This window comes from Bacillus sp. MYb78, assembly GCF_002975115.1.
GTDB classification, from domain to species: domain Bacteria; phylum Bacillota; class Bacilli; order Bacillales; family Bacillaceae_G; genus Bacillus_A; species Bacillus_A cereus.
Genome location: NZ_PCOB01000009.1, coordinates 1 through 12,592, shown reverse-complemented (window position 1 = coordinate 12,592; position 12,592 = coordinate 1). Strand labels below are relative to the sequence as shown.

Genomic DNA, 12,592 nt, shown 5'->3' with positions numbered 1-12,592 from the left:
AAAGAAGATGAAGACTATAAACGTATTTCATTACGATGCATTTACGAATAAACCAAATAAGGGAAATCCAGCAGGTATTGTATTAGAAGCAGATGGATTAACGGAAGAGGAAATGCAAATTATTGCTGAAAAAATTGGATATAACGAAACAACTTTTGTTCTTTCCTCAGAAGTAGGAGATATAAGAATGCGCTATTTTACACCTGGTTTTGAAATGGATTTATGTGGTCATGGGACAGTAGGGACGATATATGCCTTGCGCGAAAAAGGTTTATTAGAAGAGAAAAGTAACCTTACGATTGAAACGAAGGCAGGGATTTTACCAATACAAATAGGTGTAAATGAAAATGGAGAAACCTTTATTAAAATGAGGCAGACAGCACCTCAGTTTAAAGATTTTGCAGGTTCAAAAGAAGAATTAGCTCATAGTATTGGTTTAGAAGTAAATGATTTAGATGTAAGTTTACCGATAGTATATGGAAGTACAGGGAATTGGACTGTAATTGTACCGATTAAAAATCTAGATGCGTGTGAGAGAATGAAACCTAATAATGCTGCATTTCCGTCAGTATTAAAAGAAATACCTAATGCTTCTATTCACCCAATTTGTCTAGAAACTTATGATGAACTAGCACAAATGCATGGCCGTCATTTCTCATCAGCTTATGCTGGGACGATTGAAGATCCAGTGACAGGAACAGCTTCAGGTGTAATGGGAGCGTATTATGCGGAGTATTTAGAGAAAGATTTTGAACATGAATTGGACTTAATCGTTGAGCAAGGACAGGAAATAAATAAAGATGGTCGTGTAACTGTTTATGTAACGAAAGGGATAGAAAACGAAAAGTTACAAATAGATATTGCTGGAACAGCGGTGTATGTGAAAGAGTTTGAAGTTTTAATATAAAAAAGAAAGCCCGGCATACATCCGGACTTTCATTATCTGTTCAACACTTCAATATACGAAGCATCTCCAGTTGTTCTTAAAGCAGAGCGAAAATTGTTATTTTCTAGCGTTTTAGCGACTTGTTGTAATTGCTGTGCATCATCATGATGGATAAGTAAGCTGTCAGCACCGTTTTCCTCTATATGAATGTGTTCAACATTTCCAATGGCATCATGTATAGCTTTTAAAAATTCAGGTTTCATGGTGTCCTCCTATATGTATGTAACGTTTTTATTTAGTATTTCCTTATTTTTGAAATATAAAAGTAAATGAAAGGAGAAATAAAATGAATATAAAGCAGTTTAACGAACATATAACATCATTATTTGGAGAGCATCTTCATAAATACGGCGATGATGAATATGGTTTTACTCATATAAGTAAAGATGAATTTCACAAAATCGGTTACACAACAAATTTAACAGTAGAAACTATTGAAGAAGCGTATAGAAATGGAGTCGATATGATAGTTACACATCATGCGCCGTGGAGTTTTTTATTTGGTATGGAAGAGGCTTGTATTGAGAAATTGAAGCAATATGAAATGAATCATTTTTGGGTTCATTTGCCGTTAGATTTTGTAAAGTTTGGCACGTGTACATCGTTATTTAACGGAATTGGGATAGATACAATACTGGAATATTCCACGTATGAGGAAGAAGAACTACCGGGAATAGGAGAATATAAAGAAGCGATTCCTTTTTCAAACTTAGTTGGAAAACTTGAAGAAAAAATGGAAGAGAAAGTGAAGAGCTGGAGAAATCACGATAAACCAGTAAAACGGATTGCGATTTTAACCGGTGCAGGAAACAATACAAATTTGATTGAACGTGCATTAGAAAAAGGGTGTGACACGTACATAACAGGTGAAAAAACATTATATACAGTTCAACATGCGAAATTTAAAGGGATTAATTTAATTGTAGGCAGTCATACGTTTACAGAAGTGTTTGGTGTAGAAAGTTTGGCTCATAAATTACAAGACAGAGACCCTGCAATAGAAATTATTAGAGTATATGAAGAGCATTTAGAGTGATAAAATCACATTACCATAAATGGAATATTGAAGAAAGCCATTGTAATAAAATAAAATTATTGTTTGTTATATTAGGATGGATGAGAGGATTTCCCTTGCGTTTGTCAAATAATAGTAAAGCTGCCTTTTGAATTGAGGGAATATTCGGAGTTAAAGGGTGGGAGAATGGACATTTCAATAATCACTGCACAACTAGTTAAGGAAAAAGTTATTTCACATTATCCAAATAGCGTAAAAGCATTAAACGGGGGTACGACAAGTACTATATATTTGTTAGATGAACAATACGTTGTAAAGTTGAATGAATCGGATGTCATACGTGAAGAAGCTTATTTTCTTCAGTTTTATAAAAAGGACGAATTATTTCCAAAGCTTTTATATAAGGAACCTTTAAATCGCTATATTGTTTACTCATTCCTTGAGGGCACAAATTCTTGCAAACTAGGCTATAAACGGAGTGTTCTTTGTAAACTTGTAAAAGAAGTTATCAATGAGTATGAAGTAGCTACAGAGGTTGATGGCTGGGGATGGAAAGAAAATCCGGTTCAATCTTGGAGTGGATTTTTAACAACAAATGTGATAGAAGCTCATGAAAATGTAAGGCGTTACATAAGTGAAGAAGGGTATAGAACGGTTCTTAAGTTAGCGAATAGGGACGCTGGAATAAATCAGCCGTTTTTATTGCATGGTGATCTTGGATTTCATAACTTTATATTTAAAGAGAATGAGCTGCACGGTGTAATTGATCCTTTACCAGTGTTAGGAGATCCTATATATGATTTAATTTATGCGTTCTGTTCAACTCCGGAAGATTTAACAAAAGAAACGATTGGTTATGCGATGAAACAATGTGTATTTCATAAAAATGACCGTGATTTATATGAAGAAATAGTCATAGGATTATATTTGCGTATAGATACATGTTTACGGCACCACCCGAAAGATTTAGAAGATTATTTAGAAGCTTGGCGTTATTGGATGGGTGAGGTTGAGGTGACTTTATAGTACAAATATTTTTGGGGAGATAGTGAGATGAATGTTGCAGAAGCGAAAAAGGATTTAGCAATAAAAACGAAGAGAGGCTTACCGATTATATTAGCCGGCGTTTTATTTTGGGTAGTTATGAGTATAACGGGATTTGTTCTTTCTGAAAAACAAGTGGTGTGGGTATATTTAATCGGTATGGGCTGTGTGTTTCCTTTTGGCTTAATGATAGCTGCTATATTGAAGATTGATATGTTTGCGAAAGGAAATCCGTTAGGGATTTTGGCAGGCTTAATTGGTGGAATAAATGTATTGAATATTCCACTTGTATTACTTGCCTATTTTCAATTTCCAGAATGGTTACCTTTTGTAGTAGCGATGTTAATAGGTGTTCATTTTATTCCGTACGTATGGATTTATGAAAGTAAAAGTTATGGTTTATTGTCAGTAGGGACTGTATTTGTAACGTCAGTTTGCGGGATTCTTTTTGCAGAAAAAGGATTTACTGTAATTCCGTTATCGGTTACAGTTGTCTATTTACTTACTTTTATAAGTTTATTAATTGAAAATAAAAAAGCAGATCATTATCAACAAAAGTCAGCTTAATAAAAATATAGGAATAGGGGAAATTATGATGAAAAATTTCGTTTGTACAACGTGTGGCGTGCAGTATGCAGCGAGTGTAGAAGAACCGGTGAGTTGTCATATTTGTGATGAAGAAAGGCAGTATGTGAATCCGAAAGGGCAGTCTTGGACGACTTTAGAAAATTTGCAAACAGATGATACATATAAAAATGAAATAATCAAAGAGGAAAATGGACTTTATAGTATTACGACAAAACCAGGATTTGCGATCGGTCAAACGGCATTTGTGGTGAAAACAGAGTCATATCGTTTACTGTGGGACTGTATTACGTATTTAGATGAAACGACAATTATGAAAATAAAAGAGCTTGGCGGATTAGATGCGATTGCGTTGTCTCATCCTCATTATTATTCAACGCAAGTAGAATGGGCAGAGACATTTGATGTACCAATTTATATACACGAAGATGATAAAGAGTGGGTGATGCGTCCGAGTAGTCGTATTATTTACTGGTCTGGTGAGTCTTTACAATTAGCGGATGGGATTACTGTGCATCGTCTTGGAGGACATTTTAGTGGTGGATCTGTCTTACATTGGGAAGAAGGTAATGACGGAAAAGGGATTTTGTTAACAGGTGATATTATTCAAGTTGTAGCAGATGAGCGGTGGGTAAGCTTCATGTACAGCTATCCAAACTTAATTCCACTACCAGCGAGAAAAGTGGAAGAAATGGTGAATCGAGTGAAGCCGTTACAGTTTAATCGTTTATACAACGCTTTTCATCGAGTAGTAAAAGAAAATGCAAATGAGGCAGTTGAACGTTCTGCTGACAGATATATAAAAGCAATAGAAGGAAAGTTGTTTCATACGTAAAAGGAGAGTAGCTTAATGAAAACGTTAGTATGTTTTGGAGATAGTATTACAGCTGATGAAACATTTTTTGATGGAATGCCGAGATTAACACCACGTTTGCAAGAGATGTTTCCGAACTGGAAAGTAGTGAATGCAGGTGTTCCAGGTGATAATACATTCGATGCGTTAAATAGGATTGAAGAAGATGTAATATCATATAAACCAGATTTCGTAACAGTTTTTCTTGGTACGAATGATGCAGTTTCTTTTTCTCAAGTGTCATTACAAGCATATAAAGAAAACTTAGAGAAGATTGTGAACCAAGTTTCATCAGATAAAGTACTACTGATTAGTCCTGCACCAGTTGATGAAGAAAGACAGCGTAATAGAACAAATAGAGTGCTTAGTCAGTATGCAGACGTGGTGGAGAAAGTGGCGAGGGAAACAGGAAGTTATTTTCTAAACGTATTCGCTGAAATGATTCAAGAACGGGATTATAAAAGATTTGTAGAAAATGATGAAAAAGATGGATTACACTTTGGGCCAGAAGGTTATGAGTATGTAGCGAAGTTAATTGGTGAAAAGTTAAAAGGGATTTTATAAGGAGCAAAGCACTTAGTGCTTTGCTTTTTCGTATTTCTTTCGTAGTCCATAAACTTATTGATTGCTGTAATTTGGATAGATATTTGGCATTTTTATCCCGCATTAACTGCCCGTAAATGCCCGATTGGTGAGGGCTAATAATCAGTGGGGGATGAACAAAACCCCACTGATTAAAGTTTCACTTTATGTGGGTAAAAGGTTAGTGCTGTTTTAAAGTAATATAAATTTATTTTTAAAAATTTATATTTCGTAGTTGAAAATTAATAAAGGTGTAACTATAATAGTTACAGTAAGTTTGTTGTTTTGAGATGTACATATTGAATTACAAGAATGAAGGGAGTTTTTATGTAAATCAAAAAGCTATAAAATCTATTGATTTTTATAATAAGATAAAGTGCTTTTGGTTCATACACATTATTAAATATGTTATTTCTAATAGAAAACTAGAGGTGGAAAAATGAAAAATTTTAAAGGTATGTTAATATCATCACTTGCAATTACAGCTTTTGCTGGGGTAGGTACGACATTTGTAACAAATACAGTATATGCTGCTAATAACGATTCTAGTAAAATACAAGTTCGTTCTAATAAGAGTATAAATACAACAACTGGCTCGAGATTGCCTGTACTATCAGTCAATCCTTATGATGAACCTAGATTTTCGAGACAGGGATATCTTGAAGAGGCACCTTTAGGAATTAATGCTCCTTATGCTTGGGGAATTAAAGGAGGAAATGGTCAGGGAGCAACTTTTGTAGATTTGGAAGAAGGCTGGTTATTAAATCATGAAGATTTAGTCGGTCAAAATATTGAATTTATGTCTGGAAAAATGAGTAATGATCTTTCTCACGGTACTTCAGTTCTAGGTGTTGTTTCTGCAGCTGAAAATGGGATTGGGAACATTGGAATTGCACCAAAAGCAAAGGCAAAAGTAATTTCAGTAATCCGAGATAATGGGAGAATTGATGTAAGAGATGCTATTTTAAGTGCCGTAGATTCTTTACAGGCTGGAGATGTTTTATTAATAGAAGAGTCCTTTAAATATGATGGATATGGAGATGACCCTTTACCAGTAGAAGTATACCCGAGTATATTTAATGCAATTCGCAAAGGTACAGATAAAGGCATTATTATTGTAGAAGCAGCTGGTAATGGTGGGATTGATTTAGATGAATTTAAAGACCGTAATGGTAAACAGATTTTAAATCGAAATAGTCAAGACTTTAAAGATTCAGGAGCTATTATAGTTGGAGCATCTACTGCAAGAGTTCCTCATAAACGTTTAGCTTTCTCTAACTATGGTAGTAGAATTGATGTATATGGTTGGGGAGAATATGTTGATACATTAGATACATATCAAAATCAAAATAGTAAAGGACAAAAAGTTACAGATCAGAACATAATTAATCGTTATACTTCTAATTTTCGTGGTACTTCTAGCGCTTCGCCTATAATTGCTGGGGCTGCTGTATCGATTCAAGGCATTGCTAAAGAACATTTAGGTAAGGCATATACACCAAAAGAATTGAGAGCAATTTTAAGTAATCCTAATACAGGCACAAAGACTAATAACCCATCATCTGATAAAATAGGGGTTTTACCAGATTTAAAAGCGATTTTGTCTAACCTTGGATTTCATAATGATTTGACTACCAATGATCCTATGGTATTTCCAGATAACGTAGAAAAAAATGAAGGAAAAGAAAATTCAACTTTCGTATTTCCAGGTGAAGAAACAAAAAGAACAGGTGATAAAAATTCAACTGTAACCTTTCCAGAAGAAGATTTAAAACAGGAGGAAAAAGAAGAGGGATTAATTGTTTTTCCTGATTAATAAAAAAATACTACCTTCCATTTGGAGGTAGTATTTTTTATTTCTTGTCAATAACAAGCAGGCATGAAATTTGTATTTGTTTATCTTTCATAATGAATTTAACTAAAAAAATCGAATATTTGACTGTTAATTTACTTTTTCGTCTCAATCAATTACATGAATTAATCTAGAAATGCTTGCTGTAATGCTTTCAGTCCATCGCTGTAAATACCATGAAACAGATTTATTGCCTCTTCATCACTAACCTCAACAGGAGTGAATGTACCAGACCACTCTACTAACGATGTATTACTTTCAGTACCTTCTTTCACCTGGATTGTAGATAAATAATTAGTGACTGGGAACGGTGCATTCATGATTGAATACGTGTAGTAGCGTTCTTTAGCATTGAATATTTCTAAGTGTTCTATAATTGTATCACCATCTGGATTAGCTAGATGACGTACACGACCGCCTTCCGTTAATTTACTGCTAGGTATATAAGGTAACCAGTCTGGAAGGGAGTTGAAACCTCCGATTAATTGCCATACTTGTTCAGGTGAACCGAAAATTTCCATAGATGTAGTAGTATGTGCCATATTCATTACGCTCCTTTTCATCCCGGTATTTACGGGTAAATAATCAGTGGGGGATGCTCCCACTGATTAAAGTTTCATTATTATTTTACGTTGATTGGTAGTGGTGCATTAGGTGCTACTAGTTTTTGTTCGCGCATTTCTTCCCAGAATGCTGCTGGAATTACTGTATTTAAGGCGTTTTGGTCTTCTACAATTCGTTCCGGTTTACTTGCACCAGGAACAACGGCAGCAACTGCTGGATTTGCTAGTGAAAATTGTAATGCAGCAGCTTTGATGCTGATGTCGTGACGATCTGCAAGAGCTTTGATTTTCTCAACTTTTGCAATAATTTCTGGCGATGCTTTTTGATATTCGAAGTGAGCGCCGCCAGCAAGAATACCTGAGCTATATGGGCCACCAACAACAATATCCATATTATGCTTTACAGCTGCAGGCATTACTCGTTGCAATGCACGTTCGTGGTCTAATAATGAATAGCGACCAGCTAGTAAGGATATATTTGGTTTCGCTTCTTCTAAATCAAGCATAAGTTCAATTGATTCTACTTTGTTTACTCCAAGCCCCCAGCCCTTAATAACTCCTTCTTCACGTAAACGTGTTAGCGCACGGAATGCTCCTGTTCGAGCTGTTTCAAATTGTGAAATCCACTCATCACCATAAAAGTCTTGTGCTAAATCATGAATGAAAACAAAGTCTAGACGATCTGTTTTTAAACGTTTCAAACTTTGCTCGATAGAACGAAGTGTTGCATCTGCGCTATAGTCATTGATCATTTTATTTTTGCGACCAAATTCGAAAAGTCCGCCTTTTTCACCTAAATCACGTGCAGATGGATCTTCTAGTTCATCTGAAATCGTTCGACCTACTTTGGTGCTTAAAAAGTAATCATCACGATTTCTTTTTGACAGTGCTTCACCAAGACGGATTTCCGCTAATCCAGATCCATAAAGTGGAGCTGTATCAAAGTAACGAACGCCATTCTCCCAAGCAGCATCCACTGTAGCGATTGCTTCTTCCTCTGGGATATTACGGTACATATTTCCTAGTGGTGCTGTACCAAACCCGATTTTTTCTTTTAGTAATTTACTCATTATAGATATCCTCCTAAAATGTATTTGAAAATTATTTATTCATTGTGAATGGATGTGAAAATGAAAACATGTCATTTCATCGTCTGACAAAATGTATGATAAAAATACTCACTTTAAAGTACAGGTACTAACAGGTAATTTCTAACACTGCATGACTCACTCAACTCTTACAAATGCTATTATGAAATGTATTTTACATAATGAAAAGTACGTACTTTAAAGTGATATAGATACTAAAAAGTAATACAGGTACTTTTTGGTGCCGTACTACTCATCTGCTGTTTACGTATGCTATTATGAAACATGTTTAACACAATAAAAAGTACGTACTTTAAGGTGCTATAGATACTTAAAAGTAATATTTAAATATTTTAGCTTATTTGTCTTATAAAATTATTAAAGGAGATTTTTATATGAAAACATACAATATTCCTGTAGAGGCAACTTTAGAGGTTATCGGTGGAAAGTGGAAAGTAGTTATCCTTTGTCATTTAAAGAAAGACAAAAAGAGAACGTGCGAATTAAAACAATTAATGTCTGGTATTACACAAAAGATGTTAACGCAACAATTACGTGAATTAGAAGAAGATGGTGTAATCGAGAGAAAAGTGTATAACCAAGTGCCACCAAAAGTAGAATACTCTTTAACTGATTACGGTCATTCTTTAGATTCTATACTCGATACTCTTTGTAACTGGGGAGAAAATCATCTTGAAAAGAATGGTAACACGTCTATGCTTATAACCGCAGCTGAATAAAGAAAGAAAAAACGAACGAGAATACGTTCGTTTTTTCTTTTTGTATAGAGGGAGATTTTTAAGCAGCATAATTACTTTTTTGTAATATAGGTACTTTTTTGTGCTGTAGGAACTAAAATGTGCCGTATAGAAAATTATTTATTTTTACGTAACAATAGATAAGGAATTTATAAAAAAGGAGAGGAGATCGCGTGAAACAATATAATATACCTATAGAAGCAACTTTAGAAATTATCGGTGGAAAGTGGAAGGTCGTCATTTTATGTCACTTAACGAAAGGGACGAAGAGAACGAGTGAGTTGCAACGTCTAATTCCTGAAATTTCTGTGAGAATGTTAACGCAGCAACTACGTGAGCTGGAAGAAGATGGTGTGATTACACGTGAAATTTACAAAGAAATTCCCCCTCGAGTAGAATACTCCCTAACCGATTATGGGTGGTCTTTACAAAATGTATTAAATCAATTAACCGCATGGGGAGAACGATGCATAGATAGAAAAAACACAGAAGTTAAGTGAAATCTCTATATGTAATATTGAAAACACCACCTAATGAAGAGGTGGTGTTTTTCGTTTTAAAACTTTAGAAAGTTGTTATGATGAAAAGTAAAATTTTTGAGGACCTGTTTCAGTCATGGGTACTTAAAAGTGCCTACATCACTTTAAAGTACGTACTATGCTTCATAATATAACCGTTTTATAATGACACTCGTAGCAAGAAGTCATAAAGATTTTAAGCTATGTTCAAAAAGACTTATTAACTAGTATAGTTTTTTGTTCAATTTTTTAGTAGGAGATGTTTTTATGGTTGAAGAACTTTTTTATAAAAAAATACTTAAAAATCTGTTTTCAGATCCAGTTCAAATTACACTTTGGAATGGAGAAACAATACAATATGGCGAAGGGGAACCTCAATTTCATATAACATTCCATAAGCCGCTCTCAAAAAAAGAAATTGCTAAGGATCCTTCTATTGCATTCGGTGAAGCATATATGAATGGAGACCTTGAAATAGAGGGTAACCTTGAAAAAGCAATTCAATCTATTTATAAAAGGCAGGATAGCTTTTTAGGTGATAGTAAGTTGCAATATTTCAAAAGTAAATGGAATTTCTCAAAACAAAAAAATAAAGATGATATTGCTCATCATTATGATATTGGGAACGATTTCTATAAATTATGGCTTGATGAAACAATGACATATTCTTGTGCATATTTCCAAAATGAGCAAGATTCTTTAACGACAGCTCAACATAATAAAGTGAATCATATTTTGAAAAAGTTGAACCTTCAAAAAGGTGATACGCTATTAGACATCGGTTGCGGGTGGGGTGAGCTCATTACAGCTGCCGCTAAGCAGTACGGTGTGAAAGCGATGGGAGTAACGTTAAGTGAGGAACAATTTGCAAAGACTTCCGAGCGAATTAAACAAGAGGGACTTACGGATTTAGTTGAAGTATCTTTACTTGATTACCGCGATATTAGGAATCGTAAATTTGATAAAATTGTTAGTGTAGGTATGATCGAACATGTAGGAAAAGACAACATTACGCAATACTTTGAAACAGTTAACAAACTACTAAATGATGGCGGGATTTCTCTGCTGCATTGTATTACTTCTCCGGCTAATGGTGGTGCTACGAATGGTTGGATTGAAAAATATATATTCCCTGGTGGGTATGTTCCTGCTGTTAACGAATTAATCACGAACATGACAAACGAACAATTTTTCATTGTTGATGTGGAAAGCTTACGTAGACATTACGGGAATACATTACAACATTGGGCTCAAAATTTTGAAAACGTACTAGAGGAAGTTCGCAAAACGAAAGATGAGCGATTTATCCGCATGTGGCGTTTATATTTAAATGCATGTGCAGCTTCATTCTTTACAGGTAATATTGATTTACATCAATTTGTATTTACAAAAGGGATTAATGATACAATTCCGATGACACGTTCTTATATGTATGAATAAGAGCATGTAACCAAGGAGCTCTCTAGTCATCGAGTGTAAATAAAATGATGATAGGACATAAGTCTATAACGTAAAGTCGAGATGGGGATCAGAAAATGATTTCTATCTCGACTTTTTGATATATAATTTTAAAATCAAAACTATATACTTTTAAAGAAAAAATATATAATAAATGTAGAAACGAAAATTTATGAGCAAGGAAGTTGAAGAACATGACATTAACAATGGGCTTTATTGGATTTGGAAAATCAGCTAACCGTTATCACCTACCTTATCTGAAGACACGTAAAAATATAAAAGTAAAAACGATTTTTGTGCGTCAAATAAATAAAGAATTAGCGGCTCCATATGAGGAAAAAGGTGTTTACTTCACTACTGATTTGGACGAATTGTTGAATGACAAAGAAATTCAAGTAGTGACGATTTGTACGCCAGCACATACGCATTATGAATTAGCAAAAAAAGTTATACTAGCCGGAAAATCAGTTATCGTTGAAAAACCATTTTGCGATACAGTAGAACATGCGAAAGAATTATTAGCTTTAGGACGAGAGAAAGGTGTAGTCGTTATGCCTTATCAAAACCGTCGTTTTGATGGTGATTTTTTAGCTGTAAAGCAAGTAGTTGAACAAGGATTCCTTGGTGATATTATTGAGATTGAATCACATATTGATTATTTCCGTCCTGGTTCAATCACTCATGAAGCTCCAAAAGAAGAAGGTTCATTTTACAGTTTAGGTATTCATACGATGGACCGCATGATTTCACTATTCGGCCGTCCAAATACAGTGACATACGATATTCGTAATAATGAAATGGAAGGTGCGGTTGATAACTATTTCGATGTTGGTCTACATTATGGAAATCAGTTGAAGATTAAGCTGAAAACGAACCATATCGTAGCGAAAGATTATCCACGCTTTATCGTTCATGGAACAAATGGATCATTTATTAAATACGGTGAAGATCAGCAAGAAAATGATTTGAAAGCGGGGATTATGCCTGAGAGTGCAGGGTTTGGTGAAGATTCACCGATGTACTATGGAGTTGCTAAGTATCGTAATGCAAATGGTGACTGGATTGAAAAACAAATTAAAACACCGCTTGGTGATTATGGTCGTTTCTATGATGCAGCTTATGACACAATTGTAAATGGTGCACCAAAACTTGTGAAAGACGAAGAAGCGGTAACGAATATTGAAATCTTGGAAAACGGATTTGCTGCCCCATCACCTTCAGTCTACAAACTTGAGGCTTTACATTTGAATGAATAGAAGCGAGTATGCAGTATAAAGACCTGCGGTAGTATGTCAACTGAGAAATAACAAAGTTTAAAGTTGTCAAAGGT

14 protein-coding genes are annotated in these 12,592 nt (G+C 34.6%); 11 read left to right on the top strand and 3 right to left on the bottom strand.

All coding sequences use genetic code 11. The features are described 5' to 3' along the window. The first annotated feature begins 7 nt into the window (after positions 1 to 7). A complete protein-coding gene (locus tag CQ064_RS17865; RefSeq protein WP_000849312.1) occupies positions 8 to 907 on the top strand; it encodes a PhzF family phenazine biosynthesis isomerase in 900 nt (299 codons plus the stop codon). Positions 908 to 939: 32 nt separating this feature from the next. On the opposite strand, the gene CQ064_RS17860 is transcribed toward CQ064_RS17865, so the two are convergent. Next, positions 940 to 1,149: a hypothetical protein gene (locus CQ064_RS17860; RefSeq protein ID WP_000801636.1), complete on the bottom strand. Its 210-nt coding sequence runs from the start codon at positions 1,147 to 1,149 to the stop codon at positions 940 to 942. An 83-nt stretch (positions 1,150 to 1,232) separates the two neighbouring features. On the opposite strand from CQ064_RS17860, the gene CQ064_RS17855 reads away from it, so the two are divergent. The 6 genes from CQ064_RS17855 to CQ064_RS17830 all read left to right on the top strand — a co-directional run bounded on the left by CQ064_RS17855 (position 1,233) and on the right by CQ064_RS17830 (position 6,841). Next, the gene (locus tag CQ064_RS17855; RefSeq protein WP_001022444.1) at positions 1,233 to 1,982 is read left to right on the top strand and encodes a Nif3-like dinuclear metal center hexameric protein; all 750 of its coding nucleotides are present in this window, start codon (positions 1,233 to 1,235) and stop codon (positions 1,980 to 1,982) included. 165 nt (positions 1,983 to 2,147) lie between these two features. Further along, positions 2,148 to 2,987, top strand: a complete 840-nt coding sequence (locus CQ064_RS17850; protein WP_000355256.1) for an aminoglycoside phosphotransferase family protein — start codon at positions 2,148 to 2,150, stop codon at positions 2,985 to 2,987. Positions 2,988 to 3,014: 27 nt separating this feature from the next. After that, positions 3,015 to 3,572 (top strand): DUF7010 family protein, encoded by a 558-nt coding sequence (locus CQ064_RS17845; RefSeq protein WP_001099749.1) that lies wholly within the window; start codon positions 3,015 to 3,017, stop codon positions 3,570 to 3,572. Between the two features lie 25 nt (positions 3,573 to 3,597). After that, positions 3,598 to 4,425 (top strand): MBL fold metallo-hydrolase, encoded by an 828-nt coding sequence (locus tag CQ064_RS17840; protein ID WP_003271122.1) that lies wholly within the window; start codon positions 3,598 to 3,600, stop codon positions 4,423 to 4,425. A 15-nt stretch (positions 4,426 to 4,440) separates the two neighbouring features. Then, entirely contained in the window at positions 4,441 to 5,007 is a 567-nt protein-coding gene (locus tag CQ064_RS17835; RefSeq protein WP_000855207.1) for an SGNH/GDSL hydrolase family protein, read from the top strand. Between the two features lie 457 nt (positions 5,008 to 5,464). After that, positions 5,465 to 6,841 carry a S8 family peptidase gene (locus CQ064_RS17830; protein ID WP_000787681.1) on the top strand — a complete coding sequence of 459 codons (1,377 nt, stop codon included), beginning with the start codon at positions 5,465 to 5,467 and terminating at the stop codon, positions 6,839 to 6,841. Positions 6,842 to 7,002: 161 nt separating this feature from the next. Here the strand turns inward: CQ064_RS17830 and CQ064_RS17825 are convergent, their stop codons facing one another. After that, entirely contained in the window at positions 7,003 to 7,419 is a 417-nt protein-coding gene (locus CQ064_RS17825; RefSeq protein ID WP_000951518.1) for an SRPBCC family protein, read from the bottom strand. An 80-nt stretch (positions 7,420 to 7,499) separates the two neighbouring features. Then, positions 7,500 to 8,510 (bottom strand): aldo/keto reductase, encoded by a 1,011-nt coding sequence (locus tag CQ064_RS17820; protein ID WP_000040529.1) that lies wholly within the window; start codon positions 8,508 to 8,510, stop codon positions 7,500 to 7,502. A 413-nt stretch (positions 8,511 to 8,923) separates the two neighbouring features. Between CQ064_RS17820 and CQ064_RS17815 the strand changes: the two genes are divergently transcribed. The 4 genes from CQ064_RS17815 (at position 8,924) to CQ064_RS17800 (ending at position 12,518) form a co-directional block, all read left to right on the top strand. Further along, a complete protein-coding gene (locus CQ064_RS17815) occupies positions 8,924 to 9,268 on the top strand; it encodes a winged helix-turn-helix transcriptional regulator (protein ID WP_000860820.1) in 345 nt (114 codons plus the stop codon). A 191-nt stretch (positions 9,269 to 9,459) separates the two neighbouring features. After that, positions 9,460 to 9,786 carry a winged helix-turn-helix transcriptional regulator gene (locus CQ064_RS17810; protein ID WP_000816339.1) on the top strand — a complete coding sequence of 109 codons (327 nt, stop codon included), beginning with the start codon at positions 9,460 to 9,462 and terminating at the stop codon, positions 9,784 to 9,786. A gap of 285 nt (positions 9,787 to 10,071) precedes the next feature. Then, positions 10,072 to 11,244: a cyclopropane-fatty-acyl-phospholipid synthase gene (locus tag CQ064_RS17805; protein ID WP_000229035.1), complete on the top strand. Its 1,173-nt coding sequence runs from the start codon at positions 10,072 to 10,074 to the stop codon at positions 11,242 to 11,244. Between the two features lie 212 nt (positions 11,245 to 11,456). Continuing rightward, positions 11,457 to 12,518, top strand: coding sequence for an oxidoreductase (locus CQ064_RS17800; RefSeq protein ID WP_000176598.1), 1,062 nt, complete (start codon positions 11,457 to 11,459; stop codon positions 12,516 to 12,518). The last annotated feature ends 74 nt before the right edge of the window (positions 12,519 to 12,592 follow it).

Coding starts and splice junctions, on each gene's coding strand:
- CQ064_RS17855 (WP_001022444.1), top strand. CDS start 1,233: ATGAATATAAAGCAGTTTAACGAACATATAACATCATTATTTGGAGAG.
- CQ064_RS17820 (WP_000040529.1), bottom strand. CDS start 8,510: ATGAGTAAATTACTAAAAGAAAAAATCGGGTTTGGTACAGCACCACTA.
- CQ064_RS17825 (WP_000951518.1), bottom strand. CDS start 7,419: ATGGCACATACTACTACATCTATGGAAATTTTCGGTTCACCTGAACAA.
- CQ064_RS17845 (WP_001099749.1), top strand. CDS start 3,015: ATGAATGTTGCAGAAGCGAAAAAGGATTTAGCAATAAAAACGAAGAGA.
- CQ064_RS17800 (WP_000176598.1), top strand. CDS start 11,457: ATGACATTAACAATGGGCTTTATTGGATTTGGAAAATCAGCTAACCGT.
- CQ064_RS17805 (WP_000229035.1), top strand. CDS start 10,072: ATGGTTGAAGAACTTTTTTATAAAAAAATACTTAAAAATCTGTTTTCA.
- CQ064_RS17850 (WP_000355256.1), top strand. CDS start 2,148: ATGGACATTTCAATAATCACTGCACAACTAGTTAAGGAAAAAGTTATT.
- CQ064_RS17860 (WP_000801636.1), bottom strand. CDS start 1,149: ATGAAACCTGAATTTTTAAAAGCTATACATGATGCCATTGGAAATGTT.
- CQ064_RS17840 (WP_003271122.1), top strand. CDS start 3,598: ATGATGAAAAATTTCGTTTGTACAACGTGTGGCGTGCAGTATGCAGCG.
- CQ064_RS17865 (WP_000849312.1), top strand. CDS start 8: ATGAAGACTATAAACGTATTTCATTACGATGCATTTACGAATAAACCA.
- CQ064_RS17830 (WP_000787681.1), top strand. CDS start 5,465: ATGAAAAATTTTAAAGGTATGTTAATATCATCACTTGCAATTACAGCT.
- CQ064_RS17815 (WP_000860820.1), top strand. CDS start 8,924: ATGAAAACATACAATATTCCTGTAGAGGCAACTTTAGAGGTTATCGGT.
- CQ064_RS17835 (WP_000855207.1), top strand. CDS start 4,441: ATGAAAACGTTAGTATGTTTTGGAGATAGTATTACAGCTGATGAAACA.